Source organism: Yersinia sp. 2545 StPb PI, from assembly GCF_052217125.1.
GTDB lineage: Bacteria > Pseudomonadota > Gammaproteobacteria > Enterobacterales > Enterobacteriaceae > Yersinia > Yersinia enterocolitica_E.
Genome location: NZ_JAZGPY010000001.1, coordinates 2,321,682 through 2,341,049, shown reverse-complemented (window position 1 = coordinate 2,341,049; position 19,368 = coordinate 2,321,682). Strand labels below are relative to the sequence as shown.

The window sequence follows — 19,368 nt, the reverse complement described above, 5'->3', positions numbered from 1 at the left end:
TATCGGGCAGTATCCGAGACAGGCAAGCTACCCTTCCTGTCTCTGCGCGCGTAGCGTGCTAGCGAACCTAAGGAAACCGAATGAAAAAGTTAATCATGGTGATGATTACACTATTGCTGATTGCCTGTGCAAATACCGGTCATGTCGGCGTGAGTGGGGGTTCGGGCGGAGTATCGAGTATCAGCATTGGCACCGGCATTCGCCGGTAATACAGGCAGGTGTTTTCAGTCCCTGCCTTACCAGTATTGACTGTAAAATTGGCTGTCAGCTATCTGTTTTTCAGGACTGGAGCATCCTCGGAAAAACGTGCTGAAATAGCATCCCGTTCATAACCTTGCCGCTCAGTCAAAATGGTATATAACTCAGGGCGGCGACCATAGATCCAGCGCCGTCCAGTACTGAGTGGGATCAAGGAGAGATCCAGCTCAGCGCACACCATCATGTCGGCGGCCTCCCAGGTTTCATTGATGATGCGACCATACGGGTCCAGTATCATCGCATTACCGGTGCGCACTTCATCATCATCGGCCCCAATACCATTACTGAACAGAATAAATAAACCATTATCATGTGCCCGGGCTGGTAACCAGCGCATCAGCCATTCCCGGCCATTGATGCCACGAATTGCCGCGGTTATTTCTTCTTTTCGTTCAACACGTTGTTGCCACAGTTCGAGTGGAATGGGCTTCATGCCATAAGGGCTACGGGAGTGAGTTCCACCGGTTTGGTGTGGTGCCAATAATATATCCGCGCCCAGTAAGGTGGTAGCGCGAACATTCTCCACCAAATTGTTATCCCAGCAGATAAGTATGCCCACTTTGACCCCCCAAGGGGTGTCAAACACGGTGTAAGAATCGCCGCTGCTAATGGTTGGATGCTCAAAAGCATGCAATTTGCGATGAGTGTGCCAGGTGCCATCAGGCATGCAAGCAACATAGGCGTTATAGAGTCGCCCGTCATCTGCCCGCTCAATCAGACCCACACCAATAAGCATTTGATATTTAACTGCTAACGCACGAACCAAGGCGATTGATGGACTGTTTCCTATCGATTCCGCCAGTGCATTGACTTGCACCGCAGTCAACTTAGGGACATGCCAGTATCCAGTGATACACATCTCTGGAAAGGCTAATATTTTGATGTTTTGCAGGGCTGCCTGCTCGATAAACTTCTCAATAACCAACAGATTATATTGTTTGTTATTGGCCTGATGCTGGAACTGCACTGTTGCTGCTGTTATCAATGGTAATTCAGTCACATTATCCTCCTAGGGCATCTATCGCTGATTTTTATCATTGGCATTACAGCAGCCGTATTGATAACTTTATAATGAATGATTTTCCTTTATCGATTACCAATTGGAATGAAATAGTGAATATTAAGTTGCTAAAAGCCTTTGTTATGCTGGCACAGAAAAGCAATTACAATGAAGCTGCACAGGCGCTTTGTATCACGCAACCGGCCCTGTCTAAGCAGATTAACTTATTGGAATCGATGCTAAATCTTCATCTGTTCTCACGCGGGCGTCATGGTGCGCTACTGACCCCTGGCGGCCAACAGTTGCTGGCAGAGGCGGAGAAAGTGATTAATCAGTCTAATTTTTTTCTACAACATGCCGCCAGAGTGGCCAAGGGCATTGAAGGGTTTATATCGATAGGTTTTGGATTGTCGACTTTCTATACTGCTCCGCACTGTATCGCCAAATTCAGAGAGCAGTTCCCTGGCATTGCCATTACGTTGGAGGATATCCCCTCGGCACAGCAATATGCATTATTAACCCACGGTGAACTGCAAATAGGATTTGTTCGAGTGCCGCCCAAGGCGCCGTTACATTATCATCCCTTATTTGACGATCGCCTGGTGCTGGTAACCCCGCAAGATAAGGCACTAACACTCGACGAATGGTTAAAACATCTGCCGTTACTGCGTTTATATACCGAGCGTGGGCGCGGGCTAAATGCACAAATTGACCTGTTCTTACAGTCAAATCAACTCTACGTGCCAGCGATGCAAGAAGTTGAGGATATTCAAACCATACTCGCACTGGTGATTGCCGGTCTCGGCGTGGCATTACTGCCGCAGAGTGTGGTGCATATCGCGCCCCCGACGATGAATATTATTGCGCTCAGCGGAGACACCCTCAGTTGGCAAGTGGGTATCGCTTGGAATAATACTATTCCTGATTTGGTGCGGGACAATTTTATTAAGATGGTCATCGAGCATAACCGGCAAAACATCGATTGATACTTTGCCGGTTTATGGCGTGATGAGATTAGCGGAACGGCGGCTCGTTAAAGGTGCGCAGTTTGCGTGAATGCAGTTGATCACCCTCCGCGCGCAATAAATCTATTGCCCGAATACCAATCTGCAAATGCTCAGAAATAGCACCTTCATAGAAATGGTTAGCTTGCCCCGGCAACTTGATTTCGCCATGTAACGGTTTATCTGAAACACAGAGCAATGTGCCATAAGGCACTCGGAAACGATAACCTTGAGCTGCAATGGTGGCACTTTCCATATCGACGGCAACTGCGCGGCTTAAGCTAAAACGCAGTGCTGACGCAGAAAAACGCAACTCCCAGTTACGGTCATCAGAAGTGACTACCGTCCCGGTGCGCAACCGCTGTTTGACTTCAACGCCTGGCATGCCACTCACCGCTTTGGTGGCGTCGTACAATGCCCGCTGTACCTCAGCAATACTTGGGATCGGGATATCTGGTGGCAACACCGCATCCAACACATGATCATCACGCAGATAGGCATGAGCCAGCACATAATCGCCGATGGCCTGACTTTCACGCAATCCACCACAGTGCCCAATCATCAACCATGCATGAGGCCGCAGTACCGCCAGATGATCACAAATAGTTTTGGCATTGGATGGGCCGACGCCAATATTCACCAAAGTAATGCCATGCCCCCCTTCTGCAATTAAGTGATAGGCCGGCATCTGATGTTTTTTCCATGCCAGATCAGAGGTGGTCTTTTCAGGATCAGCATTTTCAGCCGTTATGTAGCTGCCACCGGCACAGGATAAGGCTTTATAAGGGCTGGCGGGGTCGAGAATCTGCTCACAAGCCCAACTGACAAACTCATCAACATAGCGGCTGTAGTTAGTGAAAAGGATATAAGGCTGAATATGTTCTGCGGGGGTGCCGGTGTAATGTTTTAGCCGCGCCAGTGAAAAATCAGTCCGCAAGGCATCGAAATGCGATAAGGGAAAATCAGCGGTGGCAGTATCAATACCATCAGTAATGCCATCACCGATTTTTGCCAAATCCGTGGTTGGGAAGTGCTGAGCAAGGCCCGCCGTCATTGACCGGTCGAGAATGAGGTCAGAACCGTCGATCACAAAAGGATATGGCATTTCTTGTTGTGACGGTGTCACTTCAAACACCGCGCCGTACTCACTTTCAAGCAAGGTGAGTTGCTCTGTCAGATAGTCCCGAAACAATGTCGGCCGAGTAACCGTGGTACTGTATTGCCCGGTCCGGGAGAAACGACCATAAGCACGGGTACGCTGGTGGTCGCGGAATCTTCCGTCCCAACTGACACTGAGCTGTGGATATGAAAACAAGCCCTTAGCCCTTTCACCAACATCCGGCAGAGCGCCATCGCGAATAAAAGCGCTAATAGCATCACGTAATGCCGCAAGTGCTGACTCGTATAGCGTCTCAAGCCTATCAATCGCTTCGCTGGCTGATAGGTGAATGGTATTTTGTGATTGATTCAAGATATCTCCTTTCAATACGCGTAAAGGCGGTGCTTAGCTTACTCAATTAACCGACGCAGAAACATAGTAAAAAACACGGTTTTACTGTCCATCGACGTAATGTGCCCTGTAATGAACATTTTGCCGTTACAGGTCAAATATCCAAACACGCGTTACACCAAAAACCTCCATTCATTGAAAACAAGAAGACATTTTGCCACTTATTCCGTCGTTTGATTCCCCTTCACCAACACTAAAGTATAGGTTGTCGCAGATAACACATTATTTTCTGCCTTGGGCAACACTATAAAGGTCTCTTTTGCGTGGCAAAATCATTTTTACGCAGTGGTAGTTTGGACGACATTCTGGCGTTAGGCGAAAACGGGCAACCGGTTTATGCCTCTGCACGGCAGATAAGAGAGGCATTACGCCTTAAAAAACAGCAACATATTGCTGACTGTCTGGCCATACCTCAACTTAATGAACGCGGCGACCGCATAGATTGGTATGCCCCCATTGAAGGTAAAGTGACCTCATGGCTGGCAGCCAGCAGTGTTGAGCGCAAGGCAGCGGTTAAGCAGTTGTCAGCCTGTCTGGCAAGTGCCAATGACTTGTGTCAGCGGGCGCAAAAATCAGATAACGCCGCACAGCAGCTATTTGGCGTACTGTTGGCCAAAACAATGCAATTCCCCGATCAAAATCACGTTTATTTAGTGGCAGGCAAGCCAGTACTGACCTTTTGGGGATTTGTCAGCCCGGATAAAAAAACACGCACTGACCCACTCGATTGTCTGCGCCAGACCACCGAAGTTTACGAGTCGATTGAACCTATTATCGCTACCATTACGGCCCCAATGCCCACGCCGCCTGCCGCTGCTGTCATTGAGTTAGCACCTCAGGCCGAAACTACGTTGCTGCCCCCCCTGCCGGAGCCTGTCGCAGAGGTCACCCCGCTATCAAAAGCAGTAAAAAAACCAACACGTTGGCTACGATTTAGCTGGATGTTACCGGTGTTGGCGCTAATCATCGCCTTGATAGTGCAATTCAGTGGTGGAATGCCGGAAAATGCCGCTGCCGCCCCGGATGTTAAGCCCACTGTCCTCGAAGATAAATCAGCCACTGAAGATAGAATCCTGTCAGTTAAAGACCTTGCACCGGTAACCACTGCACCTGTTGCTCAAATTATCCAGCCCACAATTGCATCACAACTGCCGTTGAATAATGCCACCGTCGTGCCTGCATCAGCTATCGCGGAACCGACCGCCGTCGCATTGCCGACCACCGTTGAGAGCAAAAGTGCGCTGATACTCCCTTCGGATGCCGTCAAAGTGGGATCGACTACATTCCTTAATGGAAACTGGCGGGTCAGCCCGGATATTAAAACCGCCCAAACCGGTAAAGCACCCAGCCTGAAGTATCAAATTAAAAACGGTAAAGGTACGGTGAAAATCACCCACGGGGATAACGTGACTTGCCGCGCAAATATCACTGCTGGTGTAATGAAGTCAGGCAATTTGGTAATCAATAGCCGCTATAGGGCGCAGTGCAGTGATGGTTCAAAATATCAAATGCCTGAGATCGTCTGCAAACAAGGCGTGAGCGGGATTGCAGATTGCAAAGGCCGTTACGATGCCAATACGACCCTTCCAATGACGATGAAGCGTGAGACTAAATAATATTATGCTGGCAACGATCACGGATTTAAAACAGAAAATTACGCTTATTCAGGACAGCGGCATTCAGTTTCTGGACTTCGCTTTAAAGCCCCAATTAGATACTGAGCTGCCAAATAAATTCGTCCGCAAAAGCGCTAATGGCCCACTATTACGCCTGAATTACCATCCACATAACGGTAAATATTCGCTAATGGTACCCGGCTCAGCCCCAGAGATTGTTAAACCTGAATTTAGTATTCCATTGGAACAATCGCTAAAACTGCTGAACAAGATTTGGTTGCCGCTGCCCTTCTTGCGTTTTAATCCGCCGCGCACCTTCGTTAATGGGCCTGATAACTGGGCCAGAGTACAGATTTTAGTGCTAGATTCGCCAGATCAAGATGGCAATACTTTACGTGTCACCATGGCATTTGATACCAAAGTCTATCCTGAAGGTGATGCTAATGAGTATTTGGCACCTAATGAAAATGATGTCAAAACCGGATTAAGTTTCGCCCTGGCCTACCACAATGAAGAATTGGCAGAATTCCTTGATTTAACCTGGGTTGACGGTTGGTTGCGGGAAGTTTTTGTTCAACAGGCATCAGAGCAGGAAGAACGCACCGAAAGGCATATCAGTGTGTCGCTGCGCGAATTCGAATATCAGGCGCACTATCTTAATTTGCTGGAGTTACTTGGCAGCCAAATTGGTGTGCCAGAAATAAAAATCAATACCAGCACCTTACAAGAACCTACCGTTAATGTTGATTTGATCCTCGATGTCGGCAACTCGCATACCTGCGGCATTTTGGTGGAAGACCATGCCGATGAAAGTAATGGCCTGAAACAGACTTACGAATTACAAATTCGTGATTTAAGCGAGCCACACTATCTGTATAACGAACTGTTTGAAAGCCGGATTGAATTTGCGCAAGCGAAGTTCGGCAAACAGAATTTTTCGGTGGAAAGTGGCCGTGACGATGCCTTTATCTGGCCTGCGATTACCCGTGTTGGTCGTGAAGCCAGCCGTATGGCACAACACCGTTTAGGCACCGAAGGGTCTACCGGCATTTCCAGCCCCCGCCGCTATCTGTGGGATGAAGAGACCTATACTGCGGGCTGGCGCTTCAACGAGACCCAAACCACGCTAATACATGAACCGCTGGCGACGGCGTTGCCGCTGACCAATCTGGTCAATGATGACGGCCAACCGCTCTATACGATGCCAGTAGATGAACGGCTCCCGGTATTTTCACCACATTATAGCCGTAGTTCATTGATGACATTTATGTTGTCGGAACTATTGGCGCAAGCGCTGATGCAAATCAACAGCGCGGCACAACGTTTAAAAATGACCCATGCCAATGCGCCACGGCAATTACGCGCCATTATCTTAACGCTGCCGTCCGCCATGCCAAAACCGGAGCGCGAGATATTCCGCCGCCGGATGAATGAAGCCATTGCCTTAGTTTGGAAATCTATGGGTTGGCATCCGGCAGATGATAACTTTGCATCCACCCAAGGCCGCGCCAAAAGCCAGGTTCCAGTACCAGATGTACAGATGGAATGGGATGAAGCGACCTGCGGTCAGATGGTTTATCTGTATAACGAAACTCAAGTTAATTTCGGTGGCCGTACCGCAGCCTTTTTTGCCAGTATGGCACGACCCGATAAACAGCCGGAAGCTGGGGATGTTGCCGGGAAAACCTTACGTATCGCCTCTATCGATATTGGCGGTGGCACCACCGACCTGGCAATTACGCAATATTGGCTGGATGATGGTATTGGCAATAATGTCAAAATCAGCCCGCGCCTGTTATTCCGTGAAGGGTTTAAAGTGGCCGGTGATGATATTTTGCTGGATGTTATTCAGCTCTATCTTCTACCTGCCCTCCAGGCTCGCCTTAAGAAAGCTGGCGTCACCAATACTGATGCCTTGCTGGATAAATTATTCGGCAATGATGGCCGCATGGATGGGCAATCAGCCCTGCGTCAGCAAGCCACATTGCAGATATTTATGCCCGCAGGCCGGGCTATTCTGGAAGCCTACGAGAACTTTGATCCCCTGGATGCCAGTGCAGAAATAGACGCTAATTTTGGCGAGCTATTGCCCCAATTACCGACGCAGAAAGTCCTTGATTACATTAACAGCGAAGTTCAGCGTGAACTAGCAACAGATGCTGGCGGGTTTGATATTTTGCAGGTTCCGTTAGTATTAAAGCTAAGCAAGTTGCACGGTGAGTTTTTATCTAACCGAATGAGTATTACGCAAAACCTGCGTTCACTGTCTGAAGTGGTATCACTCTATTCTTGTGATGTGCTGTTATTGACTGGCCGCCCTTCCCGCTTCCCCGGCATTCAGGCACTATTTCGCCATCTGCAACCTCTGCCCAACAATCGTATTCTCTCGCTGGATGGATATCACACCAGCGATTGGTATCCGTTTAACAAGCATGGTCGCATTGATAACCCAAAATCGACTGCCGCAGTGGGGGCAATGCTATGTTTACTGGCACTGGACTTACGGCTGGCCGGTTTTTACTTTAAAGCCGGTGATTTCCAACCTTATTCGACCATACGCTACCTCGGGATGTTAGACAGCAGCGACGCACTGACAGAAGAGAATGTCTACTATCGCGATATCGATCTGGATAGCAGCAATTTTGCCTTGCCATCCGACGCTCATTTTCAGGTTAGAGGGTCGTTGTGCCTTGGCTTTCGCCAGCTCGATAATGACCGTTGGCCTGCCTCGCCGCTTTATACCTTATCCATTGTTGATCAGGAACTGGCGCGCAAAGTCGCGGGTGACAGCGTATTGCATGTCAGACTGAGATTAGCAAAGGGCGACAAGCAGAATGACGATGGTCAGGAGCGCTTTGAGATAGCGGATGCCGTATTGCAAGATGGGAGCCGTGTGCCATCCCACCACCTGCGCCTCAAGCTCAACACATTAGCCAGCAACGGTTCAGGATCAACCCATTATTGGATTGATAGTGGGAGTGTATTTAGAAAATGAAATCATTAATCACCCAACAGCTCAATAACCAGCTTGAGCAAGTCACACAAGGTATTGATCAAACAATTAATTGGATTAACAATGTGCGCCAACACGCCATTCGATTGGATATTGAAGCCGATCTTCTCACCATCAAACTGCGTCGCCATCGCAATAAAGCACGTCAACTAACGGAAACATCCTTAACCGGCATGAGCATTGGCTTTTTTGGTCAGTCATCTGCCGGGAAACAGCACCTTATTTCAGCGCTGGCGGCGGATGAAAATGGCCGCTTGGAAACCACCCTTGGCGGGAAAACTCTCGACTTTTGGCAACAAATAAAACCGGGCTATCAGGCCAGCGGGCTGGCAACACGTTTTAGCCAGCAAGCCGTTAGTCATTCCGAAAGCCATCCGGTACGGCTTTCTCTTCTCAGTGAAGTGGATATTGCTAAAATAGTTGTGGGTGCTTTTCTACTGGATAATCCTCAAGGCCCCCGTCATCAGGATGGACGAGAGCATTCGCTGGATGAACAGCATATTACTGACCATCTGCAACAGCTCGTTATGCGCAGACAACCGATCGCCAACGCAGGTATCAGCAGTGATGATGTCATTGGGCTGTGGGATTATCTGGTTCGTCATGACGCCCCGCGCCAGAGAAAACTGGAAACTCATTTCTGGCCGGTGGCCATTGAACTGGCTCCTTATCTGAGCATTGATGATCGTGCCCTTTTGTTCTCATTACTGTGGACAGAATTACAGCCATTGACCGATGCTTACCGCCATTTTGCCTATACTTTGCAACATCTGGGCGGCGCGACTCAAGTACTGTCACCACTAAGCGTATTAGTGGACGATACCCTACTGCCCGCCAATGGCGTTATGAATGTTGCGACACTCTATTCTCTGAACACACCCGCGGATAGCCACATTCAAGTTATACCCTTAGTTGATGACAATGCGACTGATTTAGTGACATTGTCACTTGCTGAGCTAACTTTTTTAGCTGCCGAGTTACATATCCCGCTGACCACATCTACCCGTAAAAATGTATTTGAATCCATTGACTTGCTAGATTTCCCTGATTTTACTGAGCCATTCGATACACCAGAATACCTTGAACATCCTCCTTATCCGCAGGCCGTTTTGCTATCTCAAGCTAAAAATGCCTATTTGCTTGACCGCTACACGGATAAACAGCAGATAAACCTGCTATTAGTCTGTAATGCGGCGGGTAAACGCTCAGAAGTCAAAACTGTCAGTAAGGCACTGGATTATTGGGTTAAGCAAACACAGGGGGAAAATGTGCAGGTGCGTTCCCGTCGCAATCCTGGGTTAATCTGGGCATTAACACCTTTTGATCAACGGGTTACTGCGGACCCACAGTTGGCTGGTGCGAAAAATTATGACGAAGCGGTACAACGTCATGTGGGTAATCCTGGTGATAGCTGGGGCTCCATGCTGGCATTGGACACTCGTGGTGTTGAACGAATGGTCACTTATCTGACCCAAGAGATCCGTCGTGATATCAAAACAGAACGGATAACCGAACAACTTCATGAGTTACAACGAGAATTGACCGATAATCTGCTTGCAGGCTGGTATCAGCCAGCAAACAGCGAATTGCAACAGAAACAACGTATTGCTGAAACCTTACTCAAAGCCTTACAAACGCGAACCGGCTTACACGGCGAGTTATTAGAGCGACTGCTGCCCTCTCGTGATGAGTTACGCGGTTTATATCTACAACAGCAAAACCGTGCGGCTGAATTGATCACCCCAGCGACCCATAGCGAACCTTTTAGTATCGGTATCGATATCGACTTATTCAGTGATCAGCCCGAATCCGCGGCATTTCAAACCACGGTAACACCTGCGATAAGCCATGATTATGAAACAGCCTATGCCGCAAGTGTGCAGCGTTATTGGATAAATCACCTGCGACAACTGCCCGATAACGGCCCATTGATTGAACTGCTCGGTATTGCCAAACCCACCATTGAATTGCTGGTTGCAGAACTGATTACCGCCAGTATCCGACTGGATATCGCCGGGCAGTTAATCACGATACTGGCAGACAGTGAGCAAGTTGGTCTGCACCGTGAAACCAAAGCCGATCGTCAGGTATCGCGTGCGTTGACGGTATTGGGCGATTTTGTTGCCTGGCTTGGTTTCTTACAAATAGAGGAAAACCAGCGCCCTGATAGCCGTATTAATCGGGGAAATAAGATTTTTGCCCAACCACCTAAATCAGTATCGCCGTTGGGGGCATCACAGCGATTGACCAAATTGGCATTGACCCCAACCAATAATACTGCATTTTATATTTATGATTGGCTGGTTGGCTTAGGTGAAATGATTATTCACAACCAGGGTTATTCTGCCAGCAGCGAAATAAACTTGCAGAATCGTGAACAATTAGCGGCAATATTCTTGCTGATTAATCCGCAATTCAGGCCGTAAACCATCAGTAATATATCCGTTATTCCCCGTTGAGTCGGGGGAGTAACGGATACCACCATACTGAACTCAACCCATTGGTTCTAAATCACTATCTCCGACCGGCAATGCCCTAAGTACCACAATGCCTGGGGTTTTCTTCACATATTCCAAGAAAGGTGAGTCGACAACTTTATTGTTCCCTTTCATTGATGATGCATTACGGAACATCGCGCCTTTTGCTGTCCTGATAAATATTCCTGTATGGGTGACATCCAGACCTAAAATAGGGGTGTAAATGCCGATATAATCCCCATTTTTTAACTCCGCGACTACCGCATCATTAATAAACTCAGCCGGAATATAAACAATATTACGCTCAATAGCACTCAGCCCGGGGATAAACTCGCCACCCTCTTTTTTCTGATTCAGATTTTTGAGAACAGTGTGGGTATGAGTACTTATTTGTGCAGTAACATCTTGTGCGTTTAAAGGGGATCGCTGTGACCAGTCAGTAAAGAAATGTTTTCGGTGCAAGTAGCTGACATCAGCATCAACATATCTTGTTCTGATAACTTGCTGCACAAACTCCGCCTTGCTTCCTGATTTTCGCAAGGCTTCAACATAATCCAGGTAGGTGAAGCAGTCCAATCCACGGAAATCGACCACTAACTGTTCCGGTTGCGTTAGCGAACCAATGAGTACATTTGCCTCATAAGGTGTACCTAAAAACTCAGCAGATATATTCGCAATAGCATCACCCTTATTGCTATAAGGTGCTGTTTCTAATTTAGCTTCTATAATACTGGTGATACGATTTGCGGTGTAATTATCAATGCTGACCGTTTCGGGAGGGGGTTGTTTCGCACCACATCCTGCGATAATAGCAATGAGAACCAAAGATAACGATTTATGCATAAGTCCCTTCTATGCCTTATCAAGCGGCTATTCCATACACTCCAAGAGTTTTACTTTAATGTTTAAATTTTAAACAAGGTATCAACAAGAGCAGATTAGCCTGTGTTGATAGGCTATCTGAGTGCTGACACCTCATGCTATATGATAAAAAACCTTATCTTGCTAAATCGCTAACCAAACATCTATTAATTACTTTAATTTTCAAATAATTAAACAAAAAAATATTTAACTACCGCGTCCAGCCACACCAGTAACGTTGTGATCCGCCTCAGATTTTTGCATTGTTATCATTCTGATTGCTTGTGCCTTTTGGCGAATCGTGTTTATCTTTTAAGGCTTATTACACTTATTGATGAGATACCTCGTGAACTATTCCACTGCCACCTTCAGTCTACAAAATACTGCGTATGTTAACGCAGTGGTAGTCGTACGCGTGCTAGTGGTGGTGGTCGGCAGCGCGCCGTAACGGGTACCGAATCCAGAAAGATTCCCAAACCCCGCCGGCGCCAGCCGAGCGGGGTTTCTTTTTAGCCCCACTCTGTTAACCGCCGGCCCTGATGAAGGATATAACCATGCGTTATACAGGCGCCCAACTAATAGTTCGCTTGCTCGAGCAGCAAGGTATTACCACGGTCGCAGGCATTCCCGGCGGCGCAGCGTTACCGTTGTATGATGCTCTAGGGCAAAGCCGTATTATTCGCCATGTGCTGGCACGACACGAACAAGGTGCTGGCTTTATGGCTCAAGGCATGGCCCGCGCCACCGGCCAAACCGCAGTCTGCTTAGCCTCCAGCGGCCCTGGGGCAACCAATCTGGTCACGGCAATTGCCGATGCCAAACTCGACTCTATTCCACTCGTGTGTATTACAGGTCAGGTTTCCTCCTCAATGATTGGCACCGATGCTTTTCAAGAGGTTGATACCTATGGCATATCGATACCTATCACCAAACATAATTATTTGGTTCGCGATATCAGTGAATTGTCCCGGGTGATCCCGGCGGCATTTCGCATTGCCCAGTCTGGGCGGCCCGGTCCGGTATGGATTGATATTCCCAAAGATGTGCAAACAGCAGAAATTGAGCTTGAGAGTTTGCCGCTACCAGGAGTTGCCGATGAACCTTGCCCAATAGACCCACAAGCTATCGCGCACGCCGCTCAAATGATCAACCGTGCGGCACGGCCTGTGCTCTATCTGGGGGGAGGAATCGTTAGTTCGCAGGCACACCAACAAGCAATACAACTGGCTGAACAGGCTGGACTGCCAACTACCATGACATTAATGGCACTGGGTACCATGCCCGTTGACCACCCATTATCCTTGGGAATGTTGGGAATGCATGCAGCACGCTCAACCAATCTGATCATGCAACAAGCTGATTTATTGATCGTACTTGGGGCGAGATTTGATGATCGTGCTATCGGAAAAGCAGAACAATTCTGCCCTGATGCTAGCATCATTCATATTGATATTGACCCGGCTGAATTAGGCAAAATCCGCCGACCACACCTGGCGATGAATGCCGACATTAAGCAGGTATTAACCCACCTGTTGCCTTTAGTTGAAACTCGTTCACGCAGCGAATGGCGCTCAACCGTCAGTGATATGCAGCGCGAATTTCCGTTCAATCAACCCAACAGCACCAACCCACTGTGCCACTATGGTTTGATTCGTGCGGCGGCCGAAGCGCTGGATGATGACACCATCATTACCACTGATGTGGGACAACACCAAATGTGGGTAGCGCAGGCTTATCCGTTGCATCGCCCGCGACAGTGGTTAACGTCTGGCGGACTGGGCACCATGGGATTTGGTCTGCCCGCTGCCATTGGTGCAGCACTGGCGAAACCAGAGGCAAAAGTAGTGTGTTTTTCTGGTGATGGTAGCCTGATGATGAATATTCAGGAAATGGCGACCGCCGCTGAAGAGCAGCTGAACGTTAAGATTATTTTGATGAATAACCAATCATTGGGTTTAGTCCATCAGCAACAGGAACTGTTCTTTGGTAAACGTATTTTTGCAGCCGATTACCCGTATCGCACAAACTTCATCCATATCGCAGAAGGGTTTGGTTTCTCCACATGTGACCTCAACACAGCCAGCGACCCTTATGCTGCCTTGCATGAAGCCTTAAACCGCCCAGGCCCAGTATTGATCCACGCACTGATTGATGTAGATGAAAAAGTGTATCCGATGGTGCCACCGGGTGCTGCAAATATCGATATGATTGGAGGGGAGTAATATGACGACTCAACAAATGGCAGGACAACCAGCACCAAACCTATCGACATCTGCGCAGGTGACACTGTTACTCACAGTACGCAATCACCCCGGGGTGATGTCTCATATTTGCGGGCTATTTGCCCGGCGCGCATTTAACGTCGAGGGAATTTTGTGTATGCCGTTGGCTGGCGGTGACGAAAGTCGCATTTGGCTGCAAGTCTTGGATGATCAGCGATTACTGCAAATGATAAGCCAGTTGGAGAAACTGGAAGATGTGCTCCAGGTGCGCCGCTTCGGGCCTGAAATGCCTATTTTTGACCAAGTAGAAGACTTAATTGCCAATCAGCGGTGACGTTGTCACTAGCATTGAATTACGTTGGATGGCAGACCTTAGTTGTAAACCCGCACTTCCGCTTACTGGCGGCTGTGCGGGCTAGCTCAATTTTAGGCTGGATTAATAGCAAATAGCGTTTCTATCTCAATATTTATCTCAGGTGAGAATAAACCTTTAACTTCAACCAAAGAACTGGCTGGCAAGTTTGCACCATAAAATTTATACATAACATCACGTAAGGTACTTAGCTGCGAAATGTCCGTCACAAAAATCGTTATCTTAATAAGATCAGCAAAACTGCTATTTTCAGCCTGCACAATACTAGCGATTTGATGAAAAATCTCTGTAGCTTGTTCGGCCATACCTCTCCCTTGTGCAATGGTACCGAACGCTGTCATACCTGAAATATAAAGCAATCCATTGTGCTGCACGCTATGAACGTAAGCCCCCGCAGGGTTAGCAAGATGAGGATAGTTTTTACGAAGTAACGTCATATTTAAAATTCCTCTTTAAATCTATTGAAAATAAAATCTTGCACTCACCCCGTGGCTACGGGCATTCCTTCAGAATTAATATAATCAAGATTTGCAACTAATATACGAGCATAGATAACCGGCTGTTATCGATAATATACCGTTAACAGCCTTTTAAAATTAGATAGGAGGTTAATTAGGCCAAGAGTAATTTCTGTAACTCTGCCAGCGAACTGACTTGGTAACGAGGCGCAATATTATCATCCGGTACACTGCCGTGCATATTAAGCCAGCAAGTATCTATCCCTGCATTAATACCACCCTGAATATCAGAATGCAGATTATCGCCCACCATTAGAATATGCTCTTTGGCCGGGTTATTCATTAAATTGAAAGCATGCTCAAATATAGCCACATCCGGTTTGGCCACCCCGACTTGTTCAGAAATGATCAGCGGAGAAAAGACATTTTTCAGACCAGTACGTTCCAAACGTATCGTTTGTAGCTCGGTAAAACCATTGGTAATAATACCCATATTCACTTTACCACTCAAGGCATCAACCAACTCACGGGCACCCGGTAGGAGTGAACAGATATCCGCCATGGCGACTAAAAACTCACTGTTCAACCGAGTAGCTGCCACCCCCAGTTTCTCTGCCCACATCTCAAAACGGGTGTTTTGTAATTCGCTGGCGGATATTTTCCCATCTTGATAATCAACCCACAGCGGTTTATTAACCAATTGATAATAATCGAAATCCTGCACGGAAAAATCCACATTAAAGCGAGAAAACATCAGCTTTAACCCTTGATATGCATCAAAGTGAAATAGTGTCTCATCCGCATCGAACAGTATCCATTGGTATTTCATCACGACTATCTCTCTGACATTATTAGGCGCGCTATGGTAGCGATTATTAGCATTCAGCTCAAGTTACACCGCGGCGATACCTGGCTAATCATATTAATAGTGCTGCCGATATATCACGGTTTATTGCGATAACTTCTTCACCGGTTACCAAGGGGGCATCAAACGCCGATAATACTTTGCGGTTGATTTCAATCAGCGCGTCGTCAATTTTGATTTCCATATCTAACGCGATATCTGCTAATTTTTCTCTTTCCCAAGAGTCGCGGGAAATCAATAATTTCAAGAAAGTCACGATGCTATCGGGCAAATTAGCACTAATTGCTGCTATTGATTGTGGATTAATATCTTCCTGAGTCGATACCTCAGTATTTTCAGTAACAAACAGACTCTCCAGCAACACCACTAATTCCTGGCTTTCATTTTTTAACAGATTAATACGGTCTGTATCATTAATAACTTCAGCGGCTTGAGACGGCAGACTCAGTGTCATCGGGGTTGCACGGCTATCAAGAACGCTATAAACCAATTTGCTGTCTAAGGCAAAACGCTTATATACCCGCTCAAGAAATTTCACTTCTGGTGGCGTAATGGTTCCCTCTACCTGAATCAAATGTGCCAAAAAGCGAGCAATGGCCCGACGGTTCTCCAGTGAGAGCGGCTCAAGATTATTTTTCAGGGCCAGCAGGGTATTATTTTTCCTGATACCGGGTTGGAGATAAGCTTTCAACCGCATACGCTGACCGGGGCTAAGATAACTCCAGGCATCAATATGTCGGGTCAATATCATAGATTCTGGCTCACCGATACGCCCATCGATCATCACCGCTGCGCAAGCCAACTCCACCGCAAGCATGGTCACGCGGTATGCGGCAAAGGTGGCAGATTCAGCCACCATTGACTCAATAGGGAACAGTGCCACAGTATCTTGCAAAACAGGTGTGCGGTTATCTGCTCTGACATCAGGTTCAATACCCACTTGCAGTGATGCTAATGCAAAGGTTAATGCCATAACCTGACTGCGGGATAAACGCTCTAATGGCTTGGTGTCGCACGCCGTACTGAGCCGAAGAAAAAGCTCATCCAGCGTTACCATCAACAAACCATAACCCACTCTCGCTTTGATACTTTCTAACTCTGTTTTTAATGCTGCTGACCACAACGGCATCGGTAATAATAGTTGCCCTTCCAGTGACATTTTTTTCTTTGGATTAACACTGGCAAAACGGTTATAGATATCCAGGTCATGCTGGCAAGATTCAAATATTGGCCTCAGTTTATCCCTATGCGCTTTACACACAGCCACATTCGGCAGTTCCCCCATCTGCTGAAAGAACTCTTGCCCCATTAATCCCGCAGATGCAGGGCGATAAAATATCAGTAACTTGGTTTTATTTATGGGTAATAAAAATCCGTCTCCATACTGCTCACGATAACGCTGCTGAAAAAGTGAGGAGAAAATATCAGCACAATGTGCCATTGAGATATTCTGATTTATCGCCGGATCAGCCTCGCCCCAGGCGAGCGCCCAGGTGGCAGGCAAAGGTTGCTGGTCGACAGCCAACTGCCCTAAACCAACCAGTAGCGCCAACGGAAGTTCTGTTGATGCCTCGCGGGTTAATGGGGGTGGAGATAGATAGAGTTTCTCTTCTATATTCACTCGAGATATATAAACCAACAAGTTCTGCGCATAATGATTAAATGCGTTATTTTTCCCATAAATATTTAGCAGGCGATTAATTTCTTCTTCAAGAACAGGAAGTTCTTTTTTCGCTACCGGATCAATCGCAGCATCGATTAAAATCCGATGTTCCAAACCATAGAAGAATAGGAAGACGTAACCAATATGCGCAGTAGGTGATTTACGCCCATCTGCAAGCCATTGTAAATAAGCTCTTCTCGCTTGCGGCGAACATGTCGAGTAATCAGGCGCATTATCAATCCGCGGCAAGGAGATATCTATTTCTTGTTCTGCCACATCCATCGATGGGTTAATAAATGCAGGTTCCGCACCAGTGCGATTACTTTTGTATTTATTACCAATGTAAATCATGCCATCGGGTAAATTTATTCCAGCCACAACCGCCAACTCTCCAGGACGTAACCAGGAAGCGCGGGCTAAAGATCCTCGCGAGGTCTCGGGTTTTTTAGTCGCGGGTTTCTTGATTTCATCAACTGATGGGGTCTGATTTGCGCTGCTACCTTCAATGCTATTTTCGGGTTCAAGCTGTGAAGGGGTAATAGGATAATCGCCAAGATCAGGTATCGCTGCAGTTTTCTGCATGTCCGCGCTAATAGATGAGGCGACAGACCGCTTAGTCCCTTTAAGATTTTGCCAGACAAAATACATGCATAAGATAGCCGCACTCAGTGCAATCCACACTTCTCTTGGGATACCTGTAATCAGCCCTAAAACGACTATTAGTAGGATAACCCAGCCGGTACCGGTAGATTTTCTCTTCGCCACGATGGTTTATATGCCCCTATCTTAAAATAGTAATTTTTATTCTGCCTTTAATGGCGATTTTTAATAAATAACTCTTTTCACACACGGTTTTTACACAAATAAACCACGGCAAAAAGCCGTAGAGAAAACCTGTAAATTTAACTTAAGTGCAATTTACAGGTTAAATAATAAGTCAGTGTTTTAATTTAATGCATCTGCCCACCATAACAACAGGCCAGAATGCACAATAAATCAATTATGCCAGTTGATTATGCATTCAGCTAGCAAAGACTATGCAACCATTGGATAAACTCCACCGCTCTTGGTTTGTCCAGGGTTCGCTTGGGGTAAATTAGATAATAAGGTTTTGTAACGGGTAATTTATGTTCAGACAACTGAATTAAACACCCTTCATCTAATTCTTTTTTAATCAAATGTTGTTGGCCCAGTAAAATACCGTTCCCCGCCACGGCCGAATCAATTGCCATGGAGGTTAAGTTGTAGATTGGCCCTCGGTTGGGAACACACTCATCTAGTTTTGCTGACAGCAGCCATTCATGCCAATCAGGTAAGAACTGCCCTTCTTTGCCCCAATCAACATGTATCATCGGGTAGATAATGTTGTGTTTGCCATCAAGCCAAGGGGTAGTTAATAGCAGTGGGCTTGCAACCGGAAAAACCCAATCCTGAAATAGCATTTCTTTCTCTTGTTGGGGATAATGTTCATCACCAAAAGCCAGGTAAAAATCTGCCGCAGTACGGTTGAAATCAACCACCCCGTGAGTAGCATGAATCCGAATATCCACATCGGGATATTGGGCTAACCACTGTTTGAGATGCGGATTAAGCCATCGACTCGCCAGGGCGGGCAGTGCTGAGATATTTAATGATATATTGCCTTTATCCCGCGCCATACTCTGTTGGGCCATCCGTAATGTTTCAAATGCCTGCTGTACATAAGCTAAATAGGCACTGCCCTTCGAGGTCAGTTCAACGCCTGATTTCGAACGGGCAAATAATTGAATCCCCAGATGTTGCTCTAACTGACGTATTTGCTGGCTAACCGCCGCTGGCGTTAATGATAACCGGGCCGCCGCACTGGCCAGACTGCCGGTATTAGCGGCTGTCTCGAATGCTAAAATGGCGGTTAACTTTGGCAAACGAACAGCCTTCAAACTATTCATAACAGCCCCCCTTATCCATAACGCATTATATTGATACCGATAGCCAAACTTAACCTAACAGTAACGTTTTATTGTTATTCCAGTTACAACTAATCCTATACAGTTAGGAACAGAAACCAA

General features: G+C 47.0%; 15 protein-coding genes. 8 read left to right on the top strand and 7 right to left on the bottom strand.

Going from position 1 to position 19,368, the window contains the following annotated elements:
* Nucleotides 1-80: 80 nt before the first annotated feature.
* On the top strand, nt 81-209 hold the full coding sequence (locus V1955_RS10870; protein WP_265331623.1) for a hypothetical protein: 129 nt from the start codon (nt 81-83) through the stop codon (nt 207-209).
* A gap of 59 nt (nt 210-268) precedes the next feature.
* Here the strand turns inward: V1955_RS10870 and V1955_RS10865 are convergent, their stop codons facing one another.
* Nucleotides 269-1,258 (bottom strand): nitrilase family protein, encoded by a 990-nt coding sequence (locus tag V1955_RS10865; RefSeq protein ID WP_083158822.1) that lies wholly within the window; start codon nt 1,256-1,258, stop codon nt 269-271.
* Nucleotides 1,259-1,371: 113 nt separating this feature from the next.
* On the opposite strand from V1955_RS10865, the gene V1955_RS10860 reads away from it, so the two are divergent.
* Complete coding sequence (locus tag V1955_RS10860; protein ID WP_083163631.1) at nt 1,372-2,244, top strand: LysR family transcriptional regulator; 873 nt, start codon at nt 1,372-1,374, stop codon at nt 2,242-2,244.
* Between the two features lie 28 nt (nt 2,245-2,272).
* Here the strand turns inward: V1955_RS10860 and V1955_RS10855 are convergent, their stop codons facing one another.
* Nucleotides 2,273-3,733 carry an AMP nucleosidase gene (locus tag V1955_RS10855; protein WP_420073401.1) on the bottom strand — a complete coding sequence of 487 codons (1,461 nt, stop codon included), beginning with the start codon at nt 3,731-3,733 and terminating at the stop codon, nt 2,273-2,275.
* Nucleotides 3,734-4,035: 302 nt separating this feature from the next.
* On the opposite strand from V1955_RS10855, the gene V1955_RS10850 reads away from it, so the two are divergent.
* Genes V1955_RS10850 through V1955_RS10840 form a run of 3 tightly spaced genes read left to right on the top strand, consistent with a single transcriptional unit; the run spans nt 4,036 to nt 10,827 of the window.
* The gene (locus V1955_RS10850) at nt 4,036-5,388 is read left to right on the top strand and encodes an SrfA family protein (protein WP_442820886.1); all 1,353 of its coding nucleotides are present in this window, start codon (nt 4,036-4,038) and stop codon (nt 5,386-5,388) included.
* Between the two features lie 4 nt (nt 5,389-5,392).
* Nucleotides 5,393-8,383, top strand: a complete 2,991-nt coding sequence (locus V1955_RS10845) for a virulence factor SrfB (RefSeq protein WP_442821436.1) — start codon at nt 5,393-5,395, stop codon at nt 8,381-8,383.
* Nucleotides 8,380-10,827: a putative virulence factor gene (locus V1955_RS10840; protein WP_442820885.1), complete on the top strand. Its 2,448-nt coding sequence runs from the start codon at nt 8,380-8,382 to the stop codon at nt 10,825-10,827. Before V1955_RS10845 ends, V1955_RS10840 begins: the two co-directional genes overlap by 4 nt.
* 66 nt (nt 10,828-10,893) lie before the next feature.
* On the opposite strand, the gene V1955_RS10835 is transcribed toward V1955_RS10840, so the two are convergent.
* Nucleotides 10,894-11,721 (bottom strand): DUF1460 domain-containing protein, encoded by an 828-nt coding sequence (locus V1955_RS10835; RefSeq protein ID WP_442820884.1) that lies wholly within the window; start codon nt 11,719-11,721, stop codon nt 10,894-10,896.
* Nucleotides 11,722-12,085: 364 nt separating this feature from the next.
* Between V1955_RS10835 and V1955_RS10830 the strand changes: the two genes are divergently transcribed.
* From V1955_RS10830 to ilvN, 3 genes are all read left to right on the top strand, one after another.
* A complete protein-coding gene (locus V1955_RS10830; protein ID WP_227746532.1) occupies nt 12,086-12,187 on the top strand; it encodes an ilvB operon leader peptide IvbL in 102 nt (33 codons plus the stop codon).
* Between the two features lie 106 nt (nt 12,188-12,293).
* Nucleotides 12,294-13,961, top strand: a complete 1,668-nt coding sequence (gene ilvB, locus V1955_RS10825) for an acetolactate synthase large subunit (RefSeq protein ID WP_442820883.1) — start codon at nt 12,294-12,296, stop codon at nt 13,959-13,961.
* Nucleotide 13,962: 1 nt separating this feature from the next.
* Nucleotides 13,963-14,295, top strand: a complete 333-nt coding sequence (gene ilvN / locus V1955_RS10820) for an acetolactate synthase small subunit (protein WP_193784658.1) — start codon at nt 13,963-13,965, stop codon at nt 14,293-14,295.
* A gap of 92 nt (nt 14,296-14,387) precedes the next feature.
* Here ilvN and V1955_RS10815 read toward each other — a convergent pair whose 3' ends face one another.
* The 4 genes from V1955_RS10815 to V1955_RS10800 form a co-directional block, all read right to left on the bottom strand.
* A complete protein-coding gene (locus V1955_RS10815) occupies nt 14,388-14,771 on the bottom strand; it encodes a RidA family protein (RefSeq protein ID WP_442820882.1) in 384 nt (127 codons plus the stop codon).
* 175 nt (nt 14,772-14,946) lie between these two features.
* Entirely contained in the window at nt 14,947-15,621 is a 675-nt protein-coding gene (gene yjjG, locus V1955_RS10810) for a pyrimidine 5'-nucleotidase (RefSeq protein ID WP_083158814.1), read from the bottom strand.
* Nucleotides 15,622-15,709: 88 nt separating this feature from the next.
* On the bottom strand, nt 15,710-18,085 hold the full coding sequence (locus tag V1955_RS10805) for a TerB N-terminal domain-containing protein (RefSeq protein ID WP_442820881.1): 2,376 nt from the start codon (nt 18,083-18,085) through the stop codon (nt 15,710-15,712).
* A 260-nt stretch (nt 18,086-18,345) separates the two neighbouring features.
* The gene (locus tag V1955_RS10800) at nt 18,346-19,248 is read right to left on the bottom strand and encodes a LysR substrate-binding domain-containing protein (RefSeq protein WP_442820880.1); all 903 of its coding nucleotides are present in this window, start codon (nt 19,246-19,248) and stop codon (nt 18,346-18,348) included.
* Nucleotides 19,249-19,368: the final 120 nt, after the last annotated feature.